The organism is Vannielia litorea, from assembly GCF_900142295.1.
GTDB lineage: Bacteria > Pseudomonadota > Alphaproteobacteria > Rhodobacterales > Rhodobacteraceae > Vannielia > Vannielia litorea.
Genome location: NZ_FSRL01000001.1, coordinates 1,334,380 through 1,359,134 on the forward strand (window position 1 = coordinate 1,334,380; position 24,755 = coordinate 1,359,134).

27 protein-coding genes are annotated in these 24,755 nt (G+C 68.5%); 17 read left to right on the top strand and 10 right to left on the bottom strand.

What is annotated here, in order from left to right; all coding sequences use genetic code 11:
* Nucleotides 1-53: 53 nt before the first annotated feature.
* The 3 genes from BUR94_RS06650 to mepK form a co-directional block, all read right to left on the bottom strand.
* Complete coding sequence (locus BUR94_RS06650) at nt 54-1,070, bottom strand: glycosyltransferase family 2 protein (RefSeq protein ID WP_074255439.1); 1,017 nt, start codon at nt 1,068-1,070, stop codon at nt 54-56.
* A 127-nt stretch (nt 1,071-1,197) separates the two neighbouring features.
* On the bottom strand, nt 1,198-2,178 hold the full coding sequence (locus BUR94_RS06655) for an LLM class flavin-dependent oxidoreductase (protein WP_217694065.1): 981 nt from the start codon (nt 2,176-2,178) through the stop codon (nt 1,198-1,200).
* A gap of 143 nt (nt 2,179-2,321) precedes the next feature.
* A complete protein-coding gene (gene mepK, locus BUR94_RS06660; RefSeq protein WP_074255441.1) occupies nt 2,322-2,894 on the bottom strand; it encodes a peptidoglycan L,D-endopeptidase MepK in 573 nt (190 codons plus the stop codon).
* A 400-nt stretch (nt 2,895-3,294) separates the two neighbouring features.
* Between mepK and BUR94_RS06665 the strand changes: the two genes are divergently transcribed.
* Genes BUR94_RS06665 through BUR94_RS06685 form a run of 5 tightly spaced genes read left to right on the top strand, consistent with a single transcriptional unit; the run spans nt 3,295 to nt 8,078 of the window.
* Nucleotides 3,295-4,905 carry a L,D-transpeptidase family protein gene (locus BUR94_RS06665; RefSeq protein ID WP_074257610.1) on the top strand — a complete coding sequence of 537 codons (1,611 nt, stop codon included), beginning with the start codon at nt 3,295-3,297 and terminating at the stop codon, nt 4,903-4,905.
* A gap of 11 nt (nt 4,906-4,916) precedes the next feature.
* Nucleotides 4,917-6,011 (top strand): UDP-3-O-(3-hydroxymyristoyl)glucosamine N-acyltransferase, encoded by a 1,095-nt coding sequence (gene lpxD / locus BUR94_RS06670; protein ID WP_074255442.1) that lies wholly within the window; start codon nt 4,917-4,919, stop codon nt 6,009-6,011.
* A 34-nt stretch (nt 6,012-6,045) separates the two neighbouring features.
* Complete coding sequence (locus BUR94_RS06675; RefSeq protein ID WP_074255443.1) at nt 6,046-6,309, top strand: acyl carrier protein; 264 nt, start codon at nt 6,046-6,048, stop codon at nt 6,307-6,309.
* A 52-nt stretch (nt 6,310-6,361) separates the two neighbouring features.
* The gene (locus BUR94_RS06680) at nt 6,362-7,570 is read left to right on the top strand and encodes a beta-ketoacyl-[acyl-carrier-protein] synthase family protein (protein ID WP_074257611.1); all 1,209 of its coding nucleotides are present in this window, start codon (nt 6,362-6,364) and stop codon (nt 7,568-7,570) included.
* Between the two features lie 31 nt (nt 7,571-7,601).
* Nucleotides 7,602-8,078 (top strand): NUDIX domain-containing protein, encoded by a 477-nt coding sequence (locus BUR94_RS06685; protein WP_074255444.1) that lies wholly within the window; start codon nt 7,602-7,604, stop codon nt 8,076-8,078.
* Nucleotides 8,079-8,102: 24 nt separating this feature from the next.
* On the opposite strand, the gene BUR94_RS06690 is transcribed toward BUR94_RS06685, so the two are convergent.
* Nucleotides 8,103-8,810, bottom strand: a complete 708-nt coding sequence (locus BUR94_RS06690) for an invasion associated locus B family protein (RefSeq protein WP_074255445.1) — start codon at nt 8,808-8,810, stop codon at nt 8,103-8,105.
* Between the two features lie 468 nt (nt 8,811-9,278).
* Here BUR94_RS06690 and BUR94_RS06695 point away from each other — a divergent pair, with 468 nt between their 5' ends.
* Nucleotides 9,279-10,826 carry a helicase HerA-like domain-containing protein gene (locus BUR94_RS06695; RefSeq protein ID WP_074255446.1) on the top strand — a complete coding sequence of 516 codons (1,548 nt, stop codon included), beginning with the start codon at nt 9,279-9,281 and terminating at the stop codon, nt 10,824-10,826.
* A 79-nt stretch (nt 10,827-10,905) separates the two neighbouring features.
* On the opposite strand, the gene yghX is transcribed toward BUR94_RS06695, so the two are convergent.
* On the bottom strand, nt 10,906-11,814 hold the full coding sequence (yghX, locus tag BUR94_RS06700) for a YghX family hydrolase (RefSeq protein WP_074255447.1): 909 nt from the start codon (nt 11,812-11,814) through the stop codon (nt 10,906-10,908).
* A gap of 140 nt (nt 11,815-11,954) precedes the next feature.
* Here yghX and BUR94_RS06705 point away from each other — a divergent pair, with 140 nt between their 5' ends.
* Entirely contained in the window at nt 11,955-12,314 is a 360-nt protein-coding gene (locus BUR94_RS06705; RefSeq protein ID WP_074255448.1) for a DUF4440 domain-containing protein, read from the top strand.
* Between the two features lie 19 nt (nt 12,315-12,333).
* On the opposite strand, the gene BUR94_RS06710 is transcribed toward BUR94_RS06705, so the two are convergent.
* Nucleotides 12,334-13,644, bottom strand: coding sequence for an HlyC/CorC family transporter (locus tag BUR94_RS06710; protein ID WP_074255449.1), 1,311 nt, complete (start codon nt 13,642-13,644; stop codon nt 12,334-12,336).
* 172 nt (nt 13,645-13,816) lie between these two features.
* A complete protein-coding gene (locus BUR94_RS06715; protein WP_074255450.1) occupies nt 13,817-14,863 on the bottom strand; it encodes an extracellular solute-binding protein in 1,047 nt (348 codons plus the stop codon).
* A gap of 211 nt (nt 14,864-15,074) precedes the next feature.
* Between BUR94_RS06715 and BUR94_RS06720 the strand changes: the two genes are divergently transcribed.
* From BUR94_RS06720 to BUR94_RS06745, 6 genes are all read left to right on the top strand, one after another.
* Entirely contained in the window at nt 15,075-15,578 is a 504-nt protein-coding gene (locus BUR94_RS06720) for a DinB family protein (RefSeq protein ID WP_074255451.1), read from the top strand.
* Nucleotides 15,579-15,850: 272 nt separating this feature from the next.
* On the top strand, nt 15,851-16,684 hold the full coding sequence (locus BUR94_RS06725) for a DUF481 domain-containing protein (protein WP_074255452.1): 834 nt from the start codon (nt 15,851-15,853) through the stop codon (nt 16,682-16,684).
* 167 nt (nt 16,685-16,851) lie between these two features.
* Complete coding sequence (locus BUR94_RS06730) at nt 16,852-17,436, top strand: hypothetical protein (protein WP_074255453.1); 585 nt, start codon at nt 16,852-16,854, stop codon at nt 17,434-17,436.
* Nucleotides 17,437-17,563: 127 nt separating this feature from the next.
* Nucleotides 17,564-18,163: a HupE/UreJ family protein gene (locus BUR94_RS06735; RefSeq protein ID WP_245794390.1), complete on the top strand. Its 600-nt coding sequence runs from the start codon at nt 17,564-17,566 to the stop codon at nt 18,161-18,163.
* 8 nt (nt 18,164-18,171) lie between these two features.
* Entirely contained in the window at nt 18,172-18,780 is a 609-nt protein-coding gene (locus BUR94_RS06740; RefSeq protein WP_074255454.1) for a hypothetical protein, read from the top strand.
* A 49-nt stretch (nt 18,781-18,829) separates the two neighbouring features.
* Nucleotides 18,830-20,083, top strand: a complete 1,254-nt coding sequence (locus tag BUR94_RS06745; RefSeq protein ID WP_074255455.1) for a glutamate-5-semialdehyde dehydrogenase — start codon at nt 18,830-18,832, stop codon at nt 20,081-20,083.
* A gap of 48 nt (nt 20,084-20,131) precedes the next feature.
* Here BUR94_RS06745 and BUR94_RS06750 read toward each other — a convergent pair whose 3' ends face one another.
* A complete protein-coding gene (locus BUR94_RS06750; protein WP_175570432.1) occupies nt 20,132-20,713 on the bottom strand; it encodes a histidine phosphotransferase family protein in 582 nt (193 codons plus the stop codon).
* A gap of 23 nt (nt 20,714-20,736) precedes the next feature.
* On the opposite strand from BUR94_RS06750, the gene BUR94_RS06755 reads away from it, so the two are divergent.
* The 3 genes from BUR94_RS06755 (at nt 20,737) to olsA (ending at nt 22,724) form a co-directional block, all read left to right on the top strand.
* Entirely contained in the window at nt 20,737-20,922 is a 186-nt protein-coding gene (locus BUR94_RS06755) for a DUF3553 domain-containing protein (RefSeq protein WP_074255457.1), read from the top strand.
* A gap of 135 nt (nt 20,923-21,057) precedes the next feature.
* Nucleotides 21,058-21,849 carry an L-ornithine N(alpha)-acyltransferase gene (olsB, locus tag BUR94_RS06760; RefSeq protein ID WP_074255458.1) on the top strand — a complete coding sequence of 264 codons (792 nt, stop codon included), beginning with the start codon at nt 21,058-21,060 and terminating at the stop codon, nt 21,847-21,849.
* Nucleotides 21,846-22,724, top strand: coding sequence for a lyso-ornithine lipid O-acyltransferase (gene olsA, locus BUR94_RS06765; RefSeq protein ID WP_425445233.1), 879 nt, complete (start codon nt 21,846-21,848; stop codon nt 22,722-22,724). Before olsB ends, olsA begins: the two co-directional genes overlap by 4 nt.
* A gap of 158 nt (nt 22,725-22,882) precedes the next feature.
* Here olsA and BUR94_RS06770 read toward each other — a convergent pair whose 3' ends face one another.
* Nucleotides 22,883-23,503, bottom strand: coding sequence for a thiamine phosphate synthase (locus BUR94_RS06770; protein ID WP_074257614.1), 621 nt, complete (start codon nt 23,501-23,503; stop codon nt 22,883-22,885).
* A gap of 55 nt (nt 23,504-23,558) precedes the next feature.
* The gene (locus BUR94_RS06775; RefSeq protein ID WP_074255459.1) at nt 23,559-23,891 is read right to left on the bottom strand and encodes a TfoX/Sxy family protein; all 333 of its coding nucleotides are present in this window, start codon (nt 23,889-23,891) and stop codon (nt 23,559-23,561) included.
* Between the two features lie 91 nt (nt 23,892-23,982).
* Between BUR94_RS06775 and BUR94_RS06780 the strand changes: the two genes are divergently transcribed.
* Complete coding sequence (locus BUR94_RS06780; RefSeq protein WP_074255460.1) at nt 23,983-24,696, top strand: RNA methyltransferase; 714 nt, start codon at nt 23,983-23,985, stop codon at nt 24,694-24,696.
* Nucleotides 24,697-24,755: the final 59 nt, after the last annotated feature.

Here is a 24,755-nt window from a genome sequence, read left to right on the forward strand (position 1 = left end):
TTGCCCGGGCGCTGCGGCCCGGGCGTGCTGACGCGCCGGTTGCCCGCCGGGCCTCAGGCGACCTTCTGGTTCGGCTCGCTGGCGCCCTCGGCGCGGATGGTGTCGTAGAGCTCGCGGTAGGCGGGCGTGTCGAGCAGCGCCCTGGCGCGCGCGCGGTGCCAGTCCAGCGCACGCTCGTGGAGCTGTTTCAGCTCCGGATCCTTCAGCAGCTCCGCGACCGCGTCGCGCAGGCCGGGCAGGGCGGCAAAGCTCTCGTCCTTCACCCGGTTCTTGTTGAACCGCCGCCAGTACTTCAGCGCCTCCTCCAGATCCAGCTCGACCTCGGGCTGCCCCTTCCTGGGGTTGGCCGACCCGCGATCGCGCTGCACCAGAAACCCCTGGTAGGAGCGGATGGTGTAATGCGCGACCTCCACCATATCGAAGCCCGAATGCGCCGCCGGCAACCCCTTGAACGGCTCGGCGATCACCTCGCGCGGCAGGGCGGTGCCATTGCCGTTGACCCAGGTCACCCGGTCGAGGTGCTCTTCCCCGATCTCGGGAGAGTTGTTGCCGAATTTCAGCCAGGGAAACCCGCCGCGCGCCAGGTACTTGACCGGGTTGCGGCTGTTCACGCTGTCGCCCCGGTGCCGGAAGGTCTCGGTCACCAGCCGTCCGCCCGGCGCGATCTCGTCGACACCGCCGCATCCGAAGGTATGCAGCGATACCGTGATGCAATCGGCCCCGGGCAGCGCGTTGGCGAGGTCTTCGACCCTGCCATTGCCGACATTGATGCGCAGGAACTCGTCGGCATCGAGGTTGGTCACCCAATCCGACCGGCGCAGGCGCAAGACCTCGTTCATGTAGCGGATCAGCGCGATGTGGTGGCGCGGGTTCGACACCATGAGCGAGGGGTTCGGCATGTGCCGCAGAAGGCCCATCTCGTCGAGCCGCTCCAGCATCAGGTCGGTGCCGTCGGTGCAATCGTTGGTGAAGACCAGCATGTCATTGATGCCGATGGCGCGGTTGTGGGCCACCCATTCCAGGATGTAGGGCCCCTCGTTCTTCATCGGGGTGATCGACGTCACACGCATCTGGCTCTGCTCCTCATGGCCTCGGGCTCCGTGACCGCCATGCTAGCAGACCGGGCCGGGCCTCACCAATTGCGCCTGCCTGGCCCGATCAAGGCGCGGCCCACCCGGCGCAGCCCTGCAACAGGCCTCACCCGCCCAGCACCTCCGCCGCGATGGCGAAACTCCGCATCCGTGCCGCATGGTCGTGGATCTGCCCGGTCAGGATCAGCTCGTCAGGAGCGTAGCGGGCGATCAGGCTGTCCAGCCTGGCCGCCACCGTGGCCTTGCTGCCCACCGCGCTCACCTTCAGCGCCTCCTCCACCATCGCCAGTTCCGGCGCGCTCGCCACGGCGCCGATGTCCTCCACCGGCGCGGGCAGGTAGCCCGGCGTGCCCCGTCGCAGGTTCACAAAGGCCTGCTGCATGGAGGTCCGCAGGCGTGCGCCCTCTGCATCCGTTTCGGCCGCAAAGACATTGACCGCCAACATGAAATACGGCTCGGGACAGGCCGCCGACGGGCGGTAGCCCGAGCGGTAGGTGGCAATCGCGTCCTCCAGCGCGCCGGGGGCGAAGTGGGAGGCAAAGGCATAGGGCAGGCCGAGATGGGCGGCCAGTTGGGCGCCGTAGAGCGACGAGCCCAGCATCCACACCGGCACCTCCGTGCCCATGCCGGGCACCGCGCGCACCCGCTGGTCCTCTTCCGGCGCGGCCAGGTAGCCCATCAGCTCCACAACATCCTGCGGAAAGCTGTCTTCCCGGCCCAGCCCCCGGCGCAGGGCGCGAGCGGTGGCCATGTCGGTGCCCGGTGCCCGGCCAAGCCCGAGGTCGATCCGGCCCGGATAGAGCGTGGCCAGCGTCCCGAAGGCCTCCGCCACCATCAGCGGCGCATGGTTGGGCAGCATGATCCCGCCCGAACCCACGCGGATCGTCGAGGTCGCCCCGGCAACATGCCCGATCAGGATCGCGGTGGCCGCGCTGGCGATGCCCACCATGTTGTGATGCTCGGCCATCCAGTAGCGCCGGTAGCCCAGGGCTTCGGCATGGCGAGCCAATTCGACAGTGTTGCGCAGCGCATCAGCGGCGGTGGCGCCCTGGGGCACCGGGGCAAGGTCGAGCACGGAATAGGGGATCATCTTGGGGCCTCTCGGGTCGGTCCCGCGCATCTAGCCTTGCGCCGCGCTCCGGCAAGCGCTGCCACCTTGCTGTGCCACAAAACGAAAAGCGCCCGGACGAGACCGGGCGCGCGCTCACCGGGCGAGGCGGGGCAGGGCGGTCAGCCGCCCCAGCTGCGGACCACGCCGCAATCCATGTGCACGAAGTTCGAGCCGTAGTAGCGGCCCACGCCGCCCGCGCGGCAGGCCTCCGCGGCCTTCGCCACCTGGTTCACCGAGCGCGACGAGAGCCGCAGATCGGCGGCCTGGCCCGTCAGATGCAACGAGTGCTTGGCCACGCCGCTCGAGCGCGCGCGCAGCATCGCGTTGGTGGCCGGGCTCCGGTAGCCCGAGAGCAGCAGGTAGGGCTCGCGCACGTCGAGCAGGTTGTGCGCGGCGGCAATGATGTCGAGGGTGCGAATGTCGATCGCCTTCACCTCGTCGCGCCGCCAGTCGCGCATGAAGTAGTTCACTTCCTTGATGCTGTCCTTGATGTAATCGCCTTCGATCCAGTAGATCGCGTCCATGCTTTCGCCGGTCCGGCCGTTATACATCCTCAGGCGCCTGATATCGCCCGCGCCGCGAAGGAACCCGGCGGCCTTGCTGTACGTTGGTGCTGCGACGACCGCCGTGGCTGCAAATGCGCCAAGAACTCCGCGCCGCGAAATCTTCGGTGAACCTGTCTCCGTGGTCATGCCTGTCCCCGTGCCCCTGGCTGCCTTTTCGGCTGGCCAATTTGTCATCTCATCCCCAGATGCACGTTTTCTATGCCACAAAGCGATTCTCCGGCCAAGGCGCAATTCTGCAACGCCTGTCTTTCGGCGGGGATTAGGCAGGAATTTGCTTAAGATCGCGTTGATTGCACAAAAACACGGCCCTCCGCGCGGCGCGGCTTTGGCGCAACAGGGGTGATCGCCGCGCTTGTGTCGCAATGCCTTGTTAACAAAGGGTTTCTTTCCCTTCGCCCGGCCCGATGACCCGGCCTTTCGAGCGGAACTGACTCAAATGTGAGTCGACATTCTTGGAACCCTTCGGGAACCTTGGGTAATCATATAGTGCGAACACTTAAGTCCCGAGGACCCTATGCCCATTTCGATGACGCTCCGCCCAGCACGCGCCGGTCTGGCCGCCCTGTTTCTGGGCTGCGCCGCCATGGCACTGCCCGCCACCGCGCAGGACGTCACATCGCAATTCCAGATCTCCGCCTTCAAGCAGGCCGTCGCCGAGGCGGCTGCGGACGACGAGAGCATCGGGGCCTTCTACCGCGACCGCGACTATGCCCCGCTCTTCACCGGAGAGGCCGACATCGAGCGCCGCGCCGCCCTGCTGCGGGCGCTGGCCACCGCCGACGATCACGGCCTGCCCTCCGTCCGCTACGACCCCGCCGAGCTGACCGCCGCCTTTGCCGGGGCCCACAGCCCACGCGAGCTGGGCCGGGTCGAGGTTCTGGCCGCCTCCATGCTGGCGCAGTTCTCCCGCGATCTGCAATCCGGCGCCACCGAGCCCCGCAAGATCGACAGCGGCATTGTCCGCGACATCCCGCGCCGCTCGCCCCAGGCGCTGCTCACCGAGTTCTCGCGCAAGGATCCTGCGCTCTACTTCCGCTCGCTGATGCCGCGCACGCCCGAATACGTGCGCCTGATGCGCGGCAAGCTGGAGCTGGAGAAAACCGTCGCCAAGGGCGGCTGGGGCCCCGAGGTTCCCGCCAAGGCGCTGGAGCCCGGCCAGCAGGGGCCCGCCGTGGTGGCCCTGCGCAACCGGCTCATCGCCATGGGCTACCTCACCCGCTCCGCGACCCAGACCTATGACGCCACCCTCGAGCGCGCGGTCCAGACCTTCCAGATCGACCACGGCCTCACCGCCGATGGCGTCGCCGGTCCGGGCACCATCGCGGCCCTCAACACCTCGCCCGTCAAGCGCCTCGAGTCTGTCATCGTGGCCATGGAGCGCGAGCGCTGGCTGAACCGCCCGCGGGGCGAGCGTCACGTGCTGGTCAACATCCCAAACTTCACCGCCCAGATCATCGACAACGGCAAGGTCACCTTCGAGACCCGCTCGGTGGTGGGCAAGAACGTGCCCGACCAGCGCACACCCGAGTTTTCCGACACCATGGAGCACATGGTGATCAACCCCACCTGGAACGTGCCGCGCTCGATCGCCACCAAGGAATACCTGCCGCTGTTCCAGCGCAATCCCAACGCCGCCGGCCACCTCAAGCTGATCGACAGCCGGGGCCGCGTGGTGCCGCGCGGCGCGGTCAACTTCCGCGCCTACAACGCCCGCAACTTTCCCTTCGCCATCAAGCAGCCGCCGTCCAACAGCAATGCGCTCGGGCTGGTCAAGTTCATGTTCCCCAACAAGTGGAACATCTACCTGCACGACACCCCCTCCAAGAGCCTGTTCCAGCGTGAGGTGCGGGCCTTCTCCCACGGCTGCATCCGCCTGGCCGACCCCTTCGACTTCGCCTATGCGCTCCTCGCCCGGCAAACGGACGATCCCAAGGGCGCCTTCCATTCCCGCCTGCGCACCGGGGCCGAGAGCATGGTCAAGCTCGATGTCCAGGTGCCGGTCCACCTGATCTACCGCACCGCCTTCACCCAGGCCCGCGGCCACATGAACTACCGCGACGACATCTACGGCCGCGACGCCCGCATCTGGAACGCGCTGGCCGAGATGGGGGTAAAGCTGCGCGGGGTCGAAAGCTGACCGGAGACACCGTGACCGCCCACCGGATCGAAGACATCGCCATCGCCCTCGGAGCCCGCTTCGAGGGCGATGGTGCCTTTGCCATCACCCATGCCGCCGAACCCGCCCGCGCTGGCGCCGATGCCCTGGCCCTCGCGATGGACCCCAAGTTCGCCGCCGGGCTCGCCGAGGGGCAGGCGCGGGCCGCGATGGTCTGGGAAGGGGCCGACTGGCAGGCGATGAACCTGACCGCGGTCATTTTCGTTCCCCGCCCGCGCTACGCCATGGCCGGCCTCACCGCCCTGCTCGACGCGGGCCCCCGCATCGCACCCGGCATCCACCCCTCTGCGGTGGTCGACGCCACGGCGATCCTCGGCGCGGGCGCCGCCATCGGGCCGCTTGCGGTGGTGGGCGCCGGGGCCGTCATTGGCCCGAACGCCCGCATCGCCGCCCATGTGAGCATCGCCGAAGGCGCGCAAATCGGCGCCGACTGCCTGCTCCGCGAGGGCGTGCGCATCGGCCATTCCGTCACCATCGGCGACCGCTTCATCGCCCAGCCCGGCGCGGTGATCGGCGGCGATGGCTTCTCCTTCGTCACCCCCGAGGCCGGGGCCGTGGAGGCCGTCCGCGCCTCCCTCGGCGAGCGCGGCGACGCGCGCCAGCAGGCATATGCCCGCATCCACTCCCTGGGCGGCGTGCGCATCGGCGACGATGTCGAGGTCGGCGCCAACTCCTGCATCGACCAAGGCACCATCCACCCCACCGAGATCGGCTCGGGAACCAAGATCGACAACCTCGTGCAGGTCGGCCACAACGTCCGCACCGGGCGCGACTGCCTGCTCTGCGGCCAGGTCGGCATCGCCGGCTCCACCCGCCTGGGCGACCGCGTGGTGCTCGGCGGCCAGGCCGGCGTCACCGACCACCTCGAGATCGGCGACGACGTGATCGCGGGGGCGGGCACGCTGCTGCGCACGAACCAGCCCAGGGGCCGGGTGATGCTGGGCAACCCGGCGATGGAGATGAAGGCCAGCATCGAGGCCTACAAGGGCCTGCGCCGCCTGCCGAGGCTTCATGCAGACGTTACAGAACTGAGAAAGATGCTTTCCAAACCGGACCCGAAGACCTAAACGGGCAAGAGGGCGTAACAGACAGGTGGGCGTTATGTCGGACGCAGTGAAAGACAAGGTCATCCAGATCATCGCCGAGCAGGCCGTGCTCGAGCCCTCGGACGTGAAGATGGACAGCACCCTCGAAAGCCTCGGCATCGACAGCCTCGGGCTGGTCGAGAGCATCTTCGCCATCGAAGAGGCCTTCGATATCCAGGTTCCGTTCAACGCCAACGAGCCCTCCGAGAGCGACTTCGACATCTCCTCCGTCGCGGCCATCGTCGCGGCCGTCGAGGGGCTGGTGAAGGAACAGGCCTGACCGGCCCCGCACCACCCGCAAGACCCCGAAAGGCAAGCCGATGAACCGCCCCATGAACCGTGTCGTCATCACCGGCATGGGCACCATCAACGCGCTCGGCAAGAGCGTGCCCGAGACCTTCGCCGCCATGGCCGAGGGCCGCTGCGGGATCGACACCATCAACATCCGCGATGTCGAGCGCCTCTCCGTGCAGATCGGCGGGCAGGTGCGCGGCTTTGATCCCGAAGAGCACTTCAACCGCCAGCAGATCGCGCTCTACGACCGCTTCACCCAGTTCACCATGCTGGCCGCCAAGGAGGCCCTGGCGCAATCGGGGCTGGAGTTTCACGGGCTCCTGGCCGACGAGGCCGGGGCGATCTTCGGCACCGCCGGCGGCGGGGTCAACACCTGGGACGAGAACTACCGCACCGTCTACGAAGACGGAAAGAACCGCGTGCACCCCTTCGTCGTGCCCAAGCTGATGAACAACGCCGCCGCCTCGCATGTGTCGATGGAGTACAACCTCAAGGGCCCGAGCTACTCGGTCTCCACCGCCTGCGCCTCCTCGAACCACGCCATGGGGCAGGCCTTTCACATGGTCCGCTCCGGCGCCTCGCGGGCCATGGTGACCGGCGGCTCCGAGGCCATGCTCTCCTTCGGCGGGGTGAAGGCCTGGGAGGGGCTGCGGGTGATGAGCAAGGATGCCTGCCGTCCGTTTTCGGCCAACCGCAACGGCATGGTGCAGGGCGAGGGCGCGGCGGTCTTCGTCTTCGAGGAGCTGGAGCACGCCCGCAAGCGCGGCGCCGAGATCCTCGCCGAGGTGGTGGGCTTCGCCATGTCGTCGGACGCCGCCGACATCGTCATGCCCTCCAAGCAGGGGGCCGCCCGCGCCGTGCGCGGCGCGCTGCGCGATGGCGGCATCAACCCTTCCGAGGTGGGCTACATCAACGCCCACGGCACCGGCACGGCGGCCAACGACAAGACCGAATGCGCCGTGGTGGCCGATGTCTTCGGGAGCCACGCCGACAAGCTCATGATCTCCTCCACCAAGTCGATGCACGGCCATCTGATCGGCGGCACCGGCGCAGTGGAGCTTCTGGCCTGCATCATGGCGCTGCGCGACGGCATCATCGCGCCGACCATCGGCTACGAGGAGCCCGACCCGGAATGCGCGCTCGATGTCGTGCCCAACGTGGCCCGCGAGGCCCGGGTGGATACCGTGCTCTCCAACGCCTTCGCCTTCGGCGGGCTGAACGCCGTCCTGGCGCTCAAGCGGTTCTGACGGGCCGCTCCGCCCGGCCACTCTTCCCCCCATGCACCCGCGCGACCTTCCGCCAACCCCCAAGGCCCTCGCCGCCGTCCTGCGCGGCCCGGGCACTGCGCGCGAGCTTCTGGTCTTCACCCACCCGCTCACCGGCGACCAGCTCCCCAAAGGCACCATCGAACCGCAGGAAGACCCGGCCACCGCCGCGATCCGCGAACTCCGCGAAGAATCCGGCCTCTCCCTCGCCGGGCCGCACCCCATCGGCACCTGGCACCGTCCCTGGGAGCCCGGCTATGCCGCCCCGCAGCTCTGGCACCTCTTCACCTTCGAGGCGCCCCGCGACCTGCCCGAATGCTGGGCACATGAGGCAGAGGGCAGCCCGGCCGAGGCGGGCCTGATCTTCGCCTACCGCTGGGAGGCCCTGACACCGGCGCTCGCCGGCGCCATGCGTCCGCTCTTCGCCCCCGTGGTGCGCCTCATCCTCGCCGCCCAAACGCAAGACGCCGCCCCGAAGGGCGGCGCCTGATCTCTCTCGCCTGCGGGTGTCGGCTCAGTTGCCGGCCACCAGCGCCTGCAAGGAGGTGAAGCCTGCGGTGAAGCCGCTGAGCGACACGCGCAGCCGCACCTTCTGGTCCGGCGCACCCGCGGGCACCAGCGTCAGCGTCGCCGCGTTGCCGGCCTTGAAGCCCGCCACGTCCTGCGCGGTCATGCCGATCCGCGCCACGCAGCCGATGCGGGTGCAGAAGGTGTAGGGGTAGCGCTTGCCCTGGCTGCCATCGACCGACAGCGACACCTGCTCGGTCAGCAGGGTCTCGAGCGGGGTCACGATGTTGGCCCCGGCCACCGCCTGGCCACCGGCGGGCAGCGCGAAGAGGTTGATCTCGGCAACCGAGTTGCCCTGCTCGTCGTTCAGCAGCTGGTAGAGCTGGCACTGCTCGGCCTCGGCCTCGCCCGCCTGGACGCAGCGCAGCTCCCAGTCGCCATGGGTTTCCTTGGTGTAGGGCTGGCCCGCGCCACCGGCGGCGGCCTGCTCCTCCTGGCCCTCCGGGGTGCCCATGTTCAGCCCGGCGTCGGGGCCGGGGGTGGCCGGCGCCTCAGCCGCGCCACCCTCGGCGGGGGCTTCGGTCGCGCCCTCGGCCGGAGCCTCGGTGGCGGGCGTTTCGGTCGTGGTTTCCTCGGTGGTGGTGGCCTCCTGCGCCCAGAGGGGCGTGGCCGCAATCACCAGCGCCAGGAAACTCGCTTTCGTCAGGTTCTGCATGGTCCTCAACAACCTTTTCGAGTTCTTAAATCGTGCCGCCGTCTAGCACAGGGCGAAGGGGATGTCAGGGAGAAATGCGGCGCCGCTGACGGGCCCGTGATGTTCCGCCGGGGCAGCTTGGCCGCCCCCGCGCCAGCCACAGAAAAAGGGCCCCGAGAGGCCCTTTTGCGCGGGTCCGTCTTTGCGGCCCGAACGGCTGTTGTCAGCCGCATATTTGGTTCTCCCTGCCGGACTGGCCGACTTGATGGCCGGACGCTAGGACAAGTTGCCACACGCGTCAACAGCTAAAAGAACACCCCTCAAGAATTTGAACACGCTAAGAAAAAAGCCGCGCCACTCGCGTGACGCGGCCAGTCTGACAGGGAGGAAGTCAATCCGGACCAAGAGGACTGAGGCCCGGACAAGATGCATACTGGCAGACAATGGTTAATACTTTATGTTGGGTCCGAAACCGAACCGGAGGGCCATATGGGCGAGGCGATTTTTGTAGGCGGCGGGGGTGAAGGCTACGGCGAGGCGCAGCATCTTCTGCTGAAATACGCCAACCGCCACGGGCTCATCGCAGGGGCCACCGGCACCGGCAAGACGGTCACCCTCCAGATCCTCGCCGAGAGCTTCTCCGCCGAGGGCGTCCCGGTCTTCATGTCCGACGTCAAGGGCGACCTTTCGGGCCTCGCCAAGGCGGGCTCGCCCGAGGCCAAGCTGCACGCGCCCTTCATGGAGCGCGCCGGCAAGATCGGCTTCACCGATTACAGCTACACAGGCTTCCCGGTCACCTTCTGGGATCTCTACGGCGAGCAGGGCCACCCGGTCCGCACCACCGTGGCCGAGATGGGCCCCTTGCTGCTCGCCCGGCTGCTGGAGCTCTCCGAGGCGCAGGAGGGCATCCTCAACATCGCCTTCCGCGTGGCCGACGAGCAGGGCCTGCCGCTGCTCGACCTGAAAGACCTGCAAGCGCTGCTGGTCTGGGTCGGCGAGAACGGCAAGGCGCTCTCCCTGCGTTACGGCAACGTCTCCACCGCCTCCATCGGGGCGATCCAGCGCAGCCTGCTGGTGCTCGAGAACCAGGGCGCCACCCGGTTCTTCGGCGAGCCCGCGCTCTCGCTCGACGATCTCTTCCTGACCGATGCGCAGGGCAGGGGCCGCATCAGCATCCTCGCCGCCGACCGCCTGATGGGCTCGCCCCGGCTCTACGCCACCTTCCTGCTGTGGATGCTCTCCGAGCTCTTCGAGATGCTCCCCGAGGTGGGCGACCCCGACAAGCCCAAACTGGTGTTCTTCTTCGACGAGGCGCACCTGCTGTTCGACGACGCGCCCAAGGCCCTGGTCGACAAGGTCGAGCAGGTGGCGCGGCTGATCCGCTCCAAGGGCGTCGGCGTCTACTTCTGCACCCAGAACCCCGCCGACGTGCCCGAGGATATCCTCGGACAGCTCGGCAACCGGGTCCAGCACGCGCTCCGCGCCTTCACCGCCAAGGACCGGCGCGAGCTGAAGCAGGCCGCCGAAACCTACCGCGACAACCCCCGCTTCTCGACCGAAGAGGCGATCCGCGAGGTCGGCACCGGCGAGGCCGTCACCTCCTTCCTGGTCCGCAAGGGCGCCCCCGGCGTGGTCGAGCGCACCCTTGTCCGCCCGCCCAGCTCGCACCTCGGCCCGATCACCGCCGAAGAGCGTGCCACGCTGCTCGCCGCCTCACCGCTGGCCGGCAAGTACGACACGACGATGGACCGCGAGAGCGCCTACGAGATGCTCGCCAAACGGGCCGAAGCGGCGGCGAAGGAGGCCGAAAAGGCCGAAGCCGCCGAGCAGGAGGCCGCCGAGGCCGAGCGCGAGTTCAACTCCGCCCGCCGCTACAACGGCAACCGGGTCGAGCGCTCCAGCTCCCGCACCACCCGCTCCTCCCGCTCCGACAGCGTGGGCGAGGCCTTCGCCAAGAGCTTCGCCCGCCAGCTGGGCACCCGCTCCGGCAAGGCGCTGGTGCGCGGCATCTTCGGCACGCTGTTCTCCGGACGCTAGGTCGATGGGTGGGCCGGCACCCACCCTGCAGCATGCCCGAACCGTGGATCGGGCTGCAGGGTCGGTGCCAGCCCGTCACTCAAGCGAGATACCTGTTGAACCACTCGATCGTCCGCTCCCAGGCGAGCGTCGCGGCGTCCTCGTCATACCGAGGCGTCGTGTCGTTGTGGAACCCGTGGTTGGCCCCGGCGTAGACATGCCCCTCATGGACCTTCCCGTGCTCCTTCAGCGCCGCCTCGTAGGCCGGCCAGCCCGCGTTGATCCGCTCGTCGAGCTCGCCGTAATGCAGCAGAAGCGGCGCCTGGATCTTCGGCACATCCTCCACCGCCGCCTGACGGCCATAGAACGGCACGCTCGCCCCCATCTCCGGATAGGCCACCGCCAGCGCGTTGCACACGCCCCCGCCATAGCAGAAGCCCACGGCCCCCACCTTGCCGGTGCTGCGCTCATGGCCCATCAGGTGCTCGAACCCGGCGAAGAAGTCGTTCATCAGTTTGGCACCGTCGATCTGGCTCTGCATCTCGCGGCCCTGGTCGTCATTGCCCGGATAGCCGCCCAGCGGCGTCAGCCCGTCCGGCCCGAGCGCGAGAAAGCCCGCCTTGGCCACCCGCCGCACCACGTCCTCGATATAGGGGTTCAGCCCCCGGTTCTCGTGGATCACCAGCACGGCGGGGATCTTGCCCTCCACGCCCGCCGGCCGTGCCATCAGCCCCCGGATCGTGCCGTTGCCCTCGGGGCTCGCGTATTCGATCACCTCGGTCTCGATATCCGGATCATCCGGCGCCACCTGCTGCGCCAGCGCATAGTTCGGCTGCAGGCTCTCCAGCACGGCGGCGGCGGTGACCCCGGCAGCCAGGTACTTGCCCGCCCCCGACAGGAACGCGCGCTTGCTCATCTTGCCATGCACGTAGCCGTCGAACATCTCGAGCAGCTTGGGGTGAAAGTCGGCCGCCGTCATGCGGCGCTTGGGGGTGTCTGGCTTGTTCATCGGGTATCTCCCTGTTCGTTGAGGTTCCATGTCATCCCGCGGCCACGCTAGCAACGCACCGCCGACCAGAGGCCTCACGTTCCCGTCATCGGGAACCCCGGCAGCAGCCCGCCCGTTGAGCAGCCGAAAGGAGGCCCGCAATGACCGAATCCGACTTCTGGCACATGGAAGAACGCAGCTGGACCGGCGGGGCCGACTACGCCCGCTCGGTGACCCGGGATGACGCGGTATTCGTGTTTCCCTTCCCGGCAGGGATCATGAGCGCGGAGGCTTCGATGAAAGGGCTCGAGGGCAGGCCGCCCTGGCGCTCGGTCACGCTGCACGACCGCAGCTTCACCCGCAACGGGCCCGTGGTGTTGCTGGCTTACCGGGCAGAGGCCGAACGCGAGGGCCAGAGCTACACGGCGCTCTGCGCTTCGACCTGGGTGGATGATGGCGATGGCTGGCGCGTCATGAGCCACCAGCAGACCCCGGCCGCCGAGACAGCCGCAGGCGCCTAGGCCGGGGCCGGCCCGCCCGTCACTCCGCCAGGATCCCCAGGGGCCGCATCTTCAGCCGGGTCAGCCGGTTGTCCTTCCGCGCGATCACCTCGAAGCGAAAGCCGTGGAACGAAAACACCTGCCCCACGGTCGGAATCGCCTGCGCCTCGTGAATCACGAGGCCCGCCACCGTGTTGGCCTCCTCGTCGGGCAGGCTCCAGTCATTGGCCCGGTTCAGGTCGCGGATGGTCATGGCGCCATCCACGATCCACTCGCCATTGTCGGTGCGCCGCAGCGGATGATCCTCGTCGATGTCGAACTCGTCGGTGATCTCGCCGACGATCTCCTCCAGGATGTCCTCCAGCGTGATCAGCCCCTGCAGGGTGCCGTATTCGTCCACCACCAGCGCGAAATGCGTGTTCCGCCGCAGGAACTGGCGCATCTGGTCGTCCAGCGTGGTGGTCTCGGGCACGAAGTAGGGCTCCATCGCCACGTCGAGTACATCGAGACCGCTCAGCGCCTCGGGTGCGCCGCCGCTGGCCACGGCGGCCCGGTGAATGGCGCGGAGCAGGTCCTTGGCATGGATCACGCCAACGATGTTCTCCTTGTCGTCCTTGTAGAGCGGCAACCGGGTGTGGCGGCTCTCCAGAGCCTGCGCCAGCACCTCGTCGGGCGGGGCATCCACGTCGATCATCTCGATCTGGGAGCGGTGCAGCATGATCTCCTCCACCGTCCGGTCGGCGAGGTCGAGCGCCCCCATCAGCCGGTCGCGGTCCTCCTTCTGCACCACGCCCTCGGAGTGCCCCAGCGCCAGTGCGCCCGCGATCTCCTCATGCACGCTGAACATCTGGCTGTCGGGGTCGGTCTGCACGCCGAACAGCCGCAGAATCAGCCGCACCAGCGCCTGGATCATCTTCACCGGCGGCGAGAGCAGCATCACCAGCAGCTTGATCGGCCGCGCAACCTTGCTGGCCGCCGTCTCCGCATTGGTGATCGCATAGGTCTTGGGCAGAACCTCGGCGAAGATCAGCACCAGCAGCGTCATGATCAGCGTCGCCAGCGCCAGCGCCGTGCCGCCCTCGCCGAAGAGCCGGGTAAAGAGCGCGGTCGCCAGCGAGGTCGCAAGGATGTTGACGAGGTTGTTGCCCAGCAGCACCGAGCCGATGAGCTTCTCGTTGTCCTCGGTCACCTCCAGCGCCACCTCCGCCCCGCGCTCGCCGCGGTCGGCCTTGGAGCGCAGCTTGCCGCGGGAGGCCGCGGTCAGTGCGGTTTCGGAGCCTGAAAAGAAAGCCGAGCAGACGAGCAGCAGCAGAATCGCGCCACAGGTCAGCCAGAAAGCGGTGTCGATCACGGAAGGGGCCGGGGTTGCCACATGATCCCACACTTATGGGGTCCGCGGGCGGCAGGTTCAAGGTGGCACGTCGCTTCCGGCGGGCCGCCGGCTGGCATGACGCCGCGCCCATGCCTGCGGAATGAAAAACGGCGACCCGAGGGCCGCCGCCTTCCGTCAGATGTGACCGTGGTCAGAACCCGGCCTTGATCTTCTCGAACTCGGCGATCATCTGCTCGCGGAGCTGGTTGTCCATCGGCAGCTGCGCCAGCAACGGGGCCGAGATCTCGCCCAGGCCCACGTCGTCGAGGGTTTCGGTGCTGATCTTGGCCATCTCCTCGGTGTTGGAGTTGCCGTAGCCCCATTCGTTCACGATGTACTCCACCGAACTCGGCGACAGCCAGGAATTGATGAAGTCATGCGCCTTGTCCTCCGAGCCGGGGCCGTCGACGAGGTTCACGTAGCCGCAGAACCAGATCGAGGAGCCTTCCTCCGGCTCGCGCTGAAAGCCGATGTTGTAGCCGTCGCCGCGCATCGAGGCGGGCACTTCCGACCAGGCCCAGGCAAACAGCACCTCGCCGGTGCTCATCAGCTGCGCCAGCTCGGCGCCGTCGGCCCAGTAGGCGCGCACGTTGGGATGCACCTCGCGCAGCCAGGCCGAGGCGGCCTCGAAGTCTTCCTGCGTGGCCTGCGTCCAGTCGCTCACGCCGGTGGCGAGATAGGCCAGCGCATAGATGTCATCCACGTTGTCGGGCAGCGAGATCCGGCCCGCGTATTGCGGATCCTTGAACACCTGCAGCGTGGTCAGCTGGTCGGCGCTCATCTCGTCGGCATTGAAGGCAATCGCAGTGGTGCCGGTGTCGGCGGGAATGAAGTAGACCTGATCGCCATCGGTGAAGATCGGATCGGCCTTGTACTTCTCGGCCACCGTCGCGTAGCGCGGGATCTTGGCGGTGTCCCAGGGCTCCAGCAGCCCGGCCTGGCGCCACTTGTCCACCGACTGCGAGCAGGGGTGGGCAATGTCGGCCTTGAAGCCCGAGCGGAGCTTCTGAAACGCCTCTTCCTCTTCGCCGAAAAAGGTGAAGGTCGGGTTGTCGCCGTATTTCTCGATGTACTCCCCAAAGAAGCCCGGATCCTCGAAGCCCGACCAGTCGAAGATCAGAAGCTCGGAGTCGGCCGCGCTCGCGGTGAGCGTGGTGGAGAGAAGCAGCGCCGCAGCAGCAGAAAAGTGTCGCGCCATTTGTGGTGGGTCCTCCGGTTGGCGGTGTGATCACGGATCGAAACGCTAGCCGCGCAGGCGCTGCCTCACAAGCGTTAATATCCCTCGGCCGGTCCTTCCGGGGCAGGGGAGATCGAGCGCCTGTTTTGCAGGCACCCCGAGGCCCCGCGCACCAGATTGACAGCGCCGCACCCCCCGGCAAGACTTGCGCGAACGGCTGAAGGGAGATGCCATGATCGGGGTCGAATGGGTGCGGACGATGGCCCGCTACAACACCTGGCAGAACGACCAGGTGATGACCGCCATCCGTCGCTTGCCCCATGCCGAGCTCACCGCCGACCGCGGCGCCTTCTTCGGCTCGGTCCTGGGCACGCTCAACCACATCGTCTGGGCCGACATGCTCTGGATGAGCCGGTTCGACGGCGGCCCCGGCCCCGAAGTCAGCCAGAAGCAGAGCGCAGGCACCTTTCCCACCGGCGGTGCCTGGGAGGCGGCCCGCTTCAAGCTCGATGGCCGGATCAGGATCTGGGCCGCGGGCCTGCGCGAGATCGACCTGGTGGGCGACCTCACGTGGCACTCCGCTGACGACAACGCCACCTATCGCCGCTCCGTCGGCCTCTGCGTCACCCAGCTGTTCAACCACCAGGCCCACCACCGCGGGCAGGTCCACGCCATGCTCACCGCCATCGGGGTCGACCCCTGGGTGACAGACCTGCCCATGTTGCCCGGCAACTGACCCCGGCGAGCCCTCACGCCAAGGTGTGACCCCACGCTCCGTTGCGGCGTGAAATAGCCCGTGAGGTTACGCCACGGAACATGGAACCCGTTGAAATCGCTCTGCAAAACCGTCAGCGCATCCTTGCCGATGTGACCCCGACGCAACGCGCGACGGCAGCACGTTTTCGTGTGCCCGTCGTGTGGTTCCCGACCTGCCGCAGCTGCCTATCTCTCAGCCCATCACGCCGCCCATCCGGGCAGCAACCAACCCTAAGAGAAGGACGTGCGACAATGAAGACACCCACCACTTTCGCCGCCATCGCCCTCGGCACCGTGACCAGCTTTGCCGCCGGTGCCGCGCTGGCCCAGACCTCCGCCTTCGACAACCGCGACGCGGCCGAAGACCGCCTCGAAGACCTCCAGGAAGACATCACCGAGGACTACGAGCGCGATGTCGACGCCTTCGGCAACACCGGCCGCAAGCTCGGCTTCGACGGCTCCGTCGCCCTGCGCTCCACCGCCCAGAGCGGCAACACCGACAGCTTCGACCTCGGCGTCGGCGCAAACCTCGGCTGGTATGACGGCACCAACGGCATCCAGTTCAACGTGGTCTACGACTACGGCGAGACCGAAGACGTGAAGGATACCGAGAGCCTGCTCTACGGCCTCGAATACACCCGCGATTTCGGCCAGCGCTGGTATGCCTACGGCCAGCTCCAGGGCAGCCAGGACGACTTCGCCTCCTTCAAGCGCGATACCTTCGCGGGCGTCGGCGTCGGCTACAAGGTGGTCGAGAACGCCAATACCGCCTGGTATGTCTCCGCGGGCCCCGGCTACCGCTGGGCCGAACTGGCCGATGGCACCGAGTTCGAGGAAACCGCCGCCTCCATCGGCTCCAACTTCCAGACCAGGATCACCGAGACCGTCTTCCTGACCAACGACACCGACTTCATCTTCTCGGAGTCCGACAACGTCATCTACAACGACCTCGGCGTGAACGTTGCCATGTCCGACGCCCTGGCGCTGCGGACCTCCATTGCGACCGAGTATCACACCGATCCGCTGCCGGGCGACAAGTCGACCGACAACACCTTCGGCGTGAGCCTGGTCTACAGCTTCAACTGATCCGTTCCCTCGTATCGGTGCAGGTCGGGGCCCGTGGCGCAAGCTGCGGGCCCTTTCGGCCCTGTCGCCGGATGGCCCGGCCGCAAACTGATGGTTGATCCGGCGGCCGCTCTGGTGAATTCTCCGAACGAACAATGCGGCCAACAGCCATTCTGGAGCGAAAGACCATGCCGGACGGTGCCACCACGGGCGAACAGACCCTCTATTTCGAATACGTCGACAAGGGCGTCTCTCACGCCGGCAGCGTCAACGATTTCGTGCTCAAGCCCATCTCCGCCTCGGAGGCCTTTCGCAAGTACGACTGGCTGCGCGGCGCGCCCGTGCTCAACAAGTCGGGCAACCTGCGCGGCATGGTCATCAACAAGAACGCCCGCGTGGTCTACACCATCTCCAGCAAGGCCGCCGACAAGATCGCCGTGGTCAGCGCGGTGATCGAGATGGCCAAGGAATGGGACCGCGCCAAGACGGTCTATGCCTCCAATGCCGACAACTCCGAAAAGTTCAGCCGGATCACCCTGCTGTTCAGCGCCTCGATCCTGCGCAGCGTCACCAGCATCGTGCCCACCGCCGTCGAGATCGGCGCGCTGTCCCTCAAGGGCTACGGCGATCTCTTCTCGCTGGTCACCGGCTCCAGCGGCGGCACCCAGTTCGGCAAGGCGGCAACCGACTTCGCCCGGAACGTCCGCACCATCCACTCCCGCCAGTGGGACGGCGAGAACTGGTACAACTTCATCGAAACGGTGATCGACTGAGCCCGGCTCCGGCCCCGCGCCGCCGTCCCCGAGGGGCCCGGTCCTGCGGCCCGTCGCAGGCCGACATCCGCGTTGACCGCGCAGGGTCATCGGCTAAGCTCCCGTCGAACCTAGAGGAGAACCCCGCTTGACCTTCCCCGGACCCCGCCTGGCCGCCGCCTCGGCCCTCGTTCCCATGCTGCTTCTGGCCACGGTCGCCCAGGCCCATACCGGCGAGGGCATCAACTCGGGCTTCGCCTCCGGCTTCTGGCACCCGATCCTCGGCTGGGATCACGTCGTGGCCATGGTCGCCGTGGGCCTCTGGGGCGCCTTTCTCGGAGCGCCCGCGATCTGGATCCTGCCGGTGGTCTTTCCGCTGGTCATGGCCTTCGGCGGGGCGCTCGGGGTGATCGGCGTGCCGCTGCCCGCCGTCGAGACCGGCATCGCGCTCTCGGGCGTGGTGCTGGGCCTGCTGATCGCCTTCGCCGTGCGCGCGCCGATCTGGGTCGCCGCCGTCATTGTCGGCCTCTTCGCCATCTTCCACGGCCACGCGCATGGGCAGGAGCTGCCCGAGGCCTTCTCGGCCTATGGCTATGCGGTGGGTTTCGTGGTGGGCACCGGCCTGCTGCACCTCGTGGGCATCGGCTTCGGATTCCTGACCCGCTCCGAGGCCGGCAAGGTCGCCGTGCGCGGGGCAGGGGGCGTGATCGCGGCGGTCGGCGCGGCCTTTCTCTTCGGCCTCGCCTGAGCCACGCCTTGCACAAGACCCTCCTGATCGGCGCGCTGGCGGCGCTCTCCGCCGCGCGCGGCGAGGCCCATGCCTTCAAGTCCGGCGCCGACCAGTATGCGCAGTTCCTCGAGGGCACCGGCGTGGTGCTGGGCTACCCGGCGCTGCTGCTGCCCGGCCTCGCACTCGGCATCCTGCTCGGCCTGTGGTCGCGCGAGGGCCTGCCGCGGGTCTGGCCGTTCTTTCTCGCGGGCCTCGCAGGCGGCGTGGGTCTCGCCGCCCTCGTCGGTCCCTGGGTCTCGCCCCTGCTGATGGGCCTCGGGGTTCTGACCGCCTGTCTCGCGGCGCTGCTCCCGCGCCACACCCGCGCCGAGGCCGCGGCCCTCGCCCTGCTGACCGGCCTCCTGCTCACCGCCGCCGGGCTCGAGGGGCATGGCCTCTTCGAGCTCGGCGCCTTCATCCACCTGGGCCTCTTCTTCGGCGCCAACCTCGCCCTCGCGGTGCCCGCCGGCCTCGTCAGCATGGCGCTCGACCGCCACCGGGCGCCCTGGGTCCGCATCGGCGCCCGCGTCGCCGCCTCCTGGATCGCCGCGATCCTCATGCTCATGCTCGCCTTCGCCCTGCGCCCCCCGGCTTGAGCCGCGGCTCCCATCGCGCTACATCCCCTGTCCAAAGGGAGCCCCCGCGATGAAAGACCAGTCCGACACCATCCCCGCCCTCGTGGCCGACATGGGCCGACGCGCCCGCGCCGCCGCCGCCGAGCTGGCCTATGCCCCCGCCGAGGCCCGCAACGCCGCGCTTCAGGCCGCGGGCGAGGCCCTCGTCGCCTCCCTCCCGCAGATCCTTGAGGCCAACGCCCGAGACATGGACTATGGCCGCGAGAAGGGCCTCAGCCCCGCGATGATGGACCGCCTGATGCTCGACGAGGCCCGGGTCCGCGCCATGGTCGAGGGGCTCGAGGCCATCGCCGCCCAGCCCGATCCGGTCGGCCAGGTGATGGAGGAATGGGATCAGCCCTCCGGCCTGCACATCCGCAAGGTCCGCACGCCCCTCGGCGTCATCGGCGTGATCTACGAGAGCCGCCCCAACGTGACCGCCGACGCAGGCGCCCTCTGCCTGAAATCCGGCAACGCGGTGATCCTGCGCGGCGGCTCCGAGAGCTTTCACTCCTCCCGTGCCATCCACACAGCCCTCGCCACCGGCCTGCGCGCGGCGGGCCTGCCCGAGGATGCCATACAGCTCATGCCCACCCGCGACCGCGAGGCCGTGGCCGAGATGCTTCGCGCCACGCAATATATCGACGTGATCGTGCCCCGCGGCGGCAAGGGTCTGGTCGGGCTGGTGCAGCGCGAGGCCCGCGTGCCGGTCTTCGCCCACCTCGAAGGCATCTGCCACGTCTACGTCGACGCCGCCGCCGACCCCGAAAAGGCCATGAAGGTGGTGCTCAACGCCAAGACCCGCCGCACCGGCATCTGCGGCTCCGCCGAATGCCTGCTGGTCCACCGCGATGCCCGCGCCCTTGGCCAGAGCATCGTCGATGCGCTCATGGCCCAGGGCGTCGAGGTCTATGCCGAGGGCCTCACCGGCACCCGGCCCGCCACCGGGGAGGACTTCGGCAAGGAGTTCCTCGACATGAAGATCGCCGCCCGCGTGGTCGATGACATCGACGCCGCCATCGCCCACATCCGCCAGTTCGGCTCGCAGCACACCGAGGCGATCCTCACCGAGGATCAGGCCGCCGCCGACCGCTTCTTCCAGCGGATCGACAGCGCCATCCTGATGCACAACGCCTCCACCCAGTTCGCCGACGGCGGCGAATTCGGCATGGGCGCCGAGATCGGCATCGCCACCGGCAAGATGCACGCCCGCGGCCCGGTCGGCGCCACCCAGCTCACCAGCTTCAAGTATCTGGTCAGCGGCAACGGCACGACCCGCCCGTAACCTGCCGGGAGGCACGGGGCCGGGCCCCGGCCTCCTCCGGCTGCGGCCTCAGAACCGCAGCGCCACCCGCTCCGCGCCGCGCTCCACCTCCAGCCGCCGCCCCAGGGCGGCCACCGCCCGTGGCAGCAGCGAGAACTGCACCAGCGCCGGGCGCAGCCGGTCGGCCCCGCCCGCGGCCACGGCCCAGGCCTCCGCCTCGCCGCGCATCCGCGGCGCCTCCGCCACCACCTCCCAGCCGGGCCGGACCGAGATGATCCCGCCATAGGCCAGCTCGACCTCCAGGCAGTTGATCGCAAGGAACACCGCGCGCAGCTCGGCCCGGCTCACCGGGCCCGGCTCGGGCCAGTCCACCTGCACCCGCCCGCCGCCCAGGTAGCCCTTCAGCGTGTCGGCGATCTCCCCCGCGCTCACCTGCTGGCCTTCCTCGGCCCGCCCGAACGCCACGCGGAAAAACCTGATCCGCCCCTGGGCGTGCGTCACACTGTCGGCCACCAGCGCCAGCTCGGGGCTGTTCTTCAGCCCGGCCATCTCCAGGAGCTCCACGCCATTGCCGATCGCGCCCACCGGGCTTATCAGGTCATGACAGATGCGCGACGCCAGCCGCGCCGCCAGGTCGATCTCATCGGCCATCATGCCCTCCCGCGGAGATATCCATGCCCGCCGATCTCAACGCCATTCTCGAACCCGGCATGCTCGTGCGCCATCCCGCCGAGCCCGACTGGGGGCTGGGGCAGGTGCAATCCAATATCGGCGGCCGGATCACCGTGAATTTCGAACATGCGGGCAAGGTCACCATCGACGGCACGCGGATCCTCCTCGAGATCGTGTTTGAAACGTAAACATCGCCGAGCTTGGTTAACACTTCCTTAACGCTGCCGGCGCCGCCCCGGCCCCACAGCCGGGTTGCACGGGGCAGGCGGCCTGCCTAAAAGCCTCGCAACCAGCGCCACGAGGGCAGGAACGGGACACGCGAGATGCACGCCGAGGCACCCAAGTTCGAGCTGCGCCTTGCCGACGGCAGGGCCGATCTCGCCGCCGCCCAGCGCCTGCGCTACGAGGTCTTCGTCGAGGAGCTTGGCGGCGACGGCGAGATGGTCGACCATGCGGCCCGGCTCGAGGCCGACCGCTACGACCCCCACTTCGACCACCTCCTGCTGATCGACCATGCCCGCGCCGCCGAGCTTGCCCCGGAAGGGGGCGGTGCGGTGGTGGGCGTCTACCGCCTGCTGCCAGGCGAGCGCGCGCCCGGGATCGGCGGCTTCTACACCGAGGGCGAATACGACCTCGCCCCGCTCAAGGCCTCCGGTCGCAAGCTGCTGGAGCTGGGCCGCTCCTGCCTCGCGCCCGAGTATCGCGGCGGCATCGCCATGTATCATCTCTGGGGCGCGCTCTGGGACTACGTCGAGGCGCGCGGCATCGAGATCCTCTTCGGCACCGCCTCCTTTCACGGCACCGACACCGCCGCCCTGGCCGCGCCGCTCTCCATGCTGCACCACAACCACCTCGCGCCGCCCGAGCTTCGGCCCCTGGCCCTGCCGCCCCACGGCGCGGCGATGGATATTCTGCCCGAAGCCGAGCTCGATCGCGCCGAGGCCATGCGCGCGGTGCCGGCCCTCATCAAGGCCTACCTCCGCCTTGGCGGCTGGGTCGGGCAGGGGGCCTGGGTCGATCACGCCTTCAACACCACCGATGTCTGCCTCGTGCTCGACGCCAGCCAAGTCAGCCCGCGCCAGGTGGCGATCTACCGCAAGGACCGTGCACCTTGAGCGCGGAAAGCACCGAGACGGACGCCCCGGCCGACACGCCCCTCTGGCTCGGCGCCTCGCCCCTGCCGCCCCCCCGCCTCGGCGCGGCCGGCTGGGCGCGGGTCGTCCTGCGGGGGCTGCCCCTCGGGCTCATCACCTTCGGTTGCCTTGCTCTGCTGCTTCTGGTGCGCCTCCTCGAGCGCCCGCTCTGCGGCCATCACCGCCCCGTCACGCCCTTCATCACCCAGTTCGTCTGCAAGTCGGCCTTCCTCTGCCTCGGCATGCGCCACCGCACCTTCGGCACGCCGATGACCCACCGCGGCGCCATCGTCGCCAACCATGCGAGCTGGCTCGACATCTATGCCCTGAACGCCCCGCAGCGCATCTACTACGTCGCCAAGGCCGAGGTCGCGGGCTGGCCCGGCATCGGCTGGCTGGCGCGGGCCACCGGCACCGTCTTCATCCGCCGCGACCGGCGCGAGGCCAGGGCCCAGCAGGAGGTCTTCGAAGAGCGGCTCAGGATGAACCATCGCCTGCTCTTCTTTCCCGAGGGCACCAGCACCGACGGGCTGCGCGTTCTGCCCTTCAAGCCCACGCTCTTCCAGGCCTTCCACGCCCATGACATGCCCGACATCCTCCACATCCAGCCCGTGACCATCGCCTACCATGCGCCGCCGGGCGAGGATCCGCGCTTCTACGGCTGGTGGGGCGACATGGATTTCGGCACCGGCCTGCTGCGGGTGCTGGGGGCGCGTCGGCAGGGCGCGGTTGACGTCGTCTTCCACCCGCCGGTGCCGGTCGCCGGGGCCGGAGGGCGCAAGGCGCTCGCGGCGACCTGCGAGAAGGTGGTACGGGACGGGCTGGACCAGCGCCTCGGAGCCGGGCGCCGGCCCTGACGGTCAGGCGCGCAGCCCCGCACGGTCCGTTAACTCATTCCGGTTGTGCAAAAATCGCGTATGCATGGGTTGTGCATCACTTGTGCATGGGTTGTGCCTGTGACATTTTTGCGGTTAACGCGGTTTTCGGAGTCCGTTGTGCATTTTTGCACAGGGGCTCAGGCCCCGGCCATCAGGCTCTTCAGCGCCGCCGCCGGGTCGTCCTCCCCCCAGATTTCCGGCCCGATCCCGAAGAAGTCGGTGATCCCCGCCAGCGCCGTCACCCGGCCCGCCGACAGCCCGCCCTCGGCCACCACCGGCACCTCGATCACCTCGCTCCACCACTCGAAGAGCCCGTCCTCCGCCAGCGTCCCATCCCCCAGCGAAGTCATTGAAACCGGGCCAAAACTCACGTAATCGGCCCCCGCTTCCCCCGCGCCCATGCCCTCGTGCCGGGAGGCGCCGCAATAGGCCCCCACGATCGCATCCTCGCCCAGCGCCTTGCGCGCCGCGCGCACGCTGCGGGCCCCATCGGTCAGGTGCACCCCGTCGAGGCCCAGCCGCTCCACCATCTGCACATGCCGCTCGATCACCAGCGCCACATCGCGGGCATGGGCCACCTCGCGCAGGCTGTCGGCCGCACGAGCCACCTCCACCTCGTCCCCCGAGGCCATCGCCAGCCGGATGCAGGCGATGTCGATCGCGTCAAGAACAGCGGACAACTTGCCGGGAAAGCTAGATAATTCGAAGGCCGGCGGGGTAATGAGGTAGATCTGCGGCACGTCGGGCGCATCGGCCATTTTCGGCTCCATTGTCTTGCGTTTCCGGCCCTATAGCCGGGATTTGAGGGCTTGGCTACTTTGCCGGAAGGCTCTGCACATAGGCCAGCGCCATTCCCATCAGCCGCGCCCGCGCCGCGTCGTCGCCCATGGCGCTCTCGTCGGCGCGAATGAACCCGCCCATCCGCCGCCCGCCCATCTCCATGACCCGCGTGCCCGGAACCTCCAGCGCCGCCGCCTCGGCCGCCTTGCCGACGCGGAACATCGTGTCCGACCAGCCGCTTGCGCCGCAGATCATGTTGCCCCGCACCAGAAAGCAAAGCCCCCCGAACATGCGCCGTTCCTCCACCTCGGCCACCTCGGCCAGCGCCTCTCTAAGCTGTTCCGCAATCCCTTCGTCATAGGCCATGTGTAGGGCTTCCTGCGTGCGCTGCGGCTTGTGCCACCTGGTCACACATCGTATCACCCGCCGCGACGTGCGGGGAAGAAAGGTGCAAGACATGATGGATCCGGTTTTTGTGCTGGTGCGCCCCCAGATGGGCGAGAACATCGGCGCCGCGGCCCGCGCCATGTGGAACTTCGGCCTCGACCGCATGCGCATCGTCTCCCCGCGCGACGGCTGGCCCAACCCCCGCGCCGCGGCGCTGGCCAGCGGGGCAGGGCGCCTGCTCGACAACGCGGTGCTCTGCGACAGTCTGGCCGAGGCGGTGGCCGATTGCCGCACCGTCTACGCCACCACGGCCCGCCCGCGCGGGCTGACCAAGCCGGTGCTGACCCCCGAGGAGGCCATGGCCGACGCCCGTCGCCGGGCCGCCGCGGGCCAGAAGGTGGCGGTGCTCTTCGGTCCCGAGCGGTCGGGCCTGGAGAACGAGGATGTCGCCCGCGCCAGCGCGATCATCACCGTGCCGGTGAACCCCGAGTTCTTCTCGCTGAACCTCGCGCAATGCGTGCTGCTCATGGCCTATGAGTATGGTCGTCACGAACTGCCGCGCGGCGAGGAGGCGCCCGCCGAGCCTGCCTCCGCGCTGGAGCTCGAAAAGCTGGGCGACCATTGGGAGGAACGGCTCGACGAGGCGGGGTTCTTCTTTCCTGCCGAGAAGGCCAGTGGCATGAAGCTCGTGCTCCGCAACATGTGGCCGCGCCTCATGCTCACCCGCTCCGATGTGCAGATGCTGCACGGCGCGCTCCGGCAGCTCCTCCGGGGCAAGTCCTGAGGGCTTGAGACCGCCGTCCCCCCGCGCTACCTCAGGTCGCGGAACAGGGCCCGAGCATA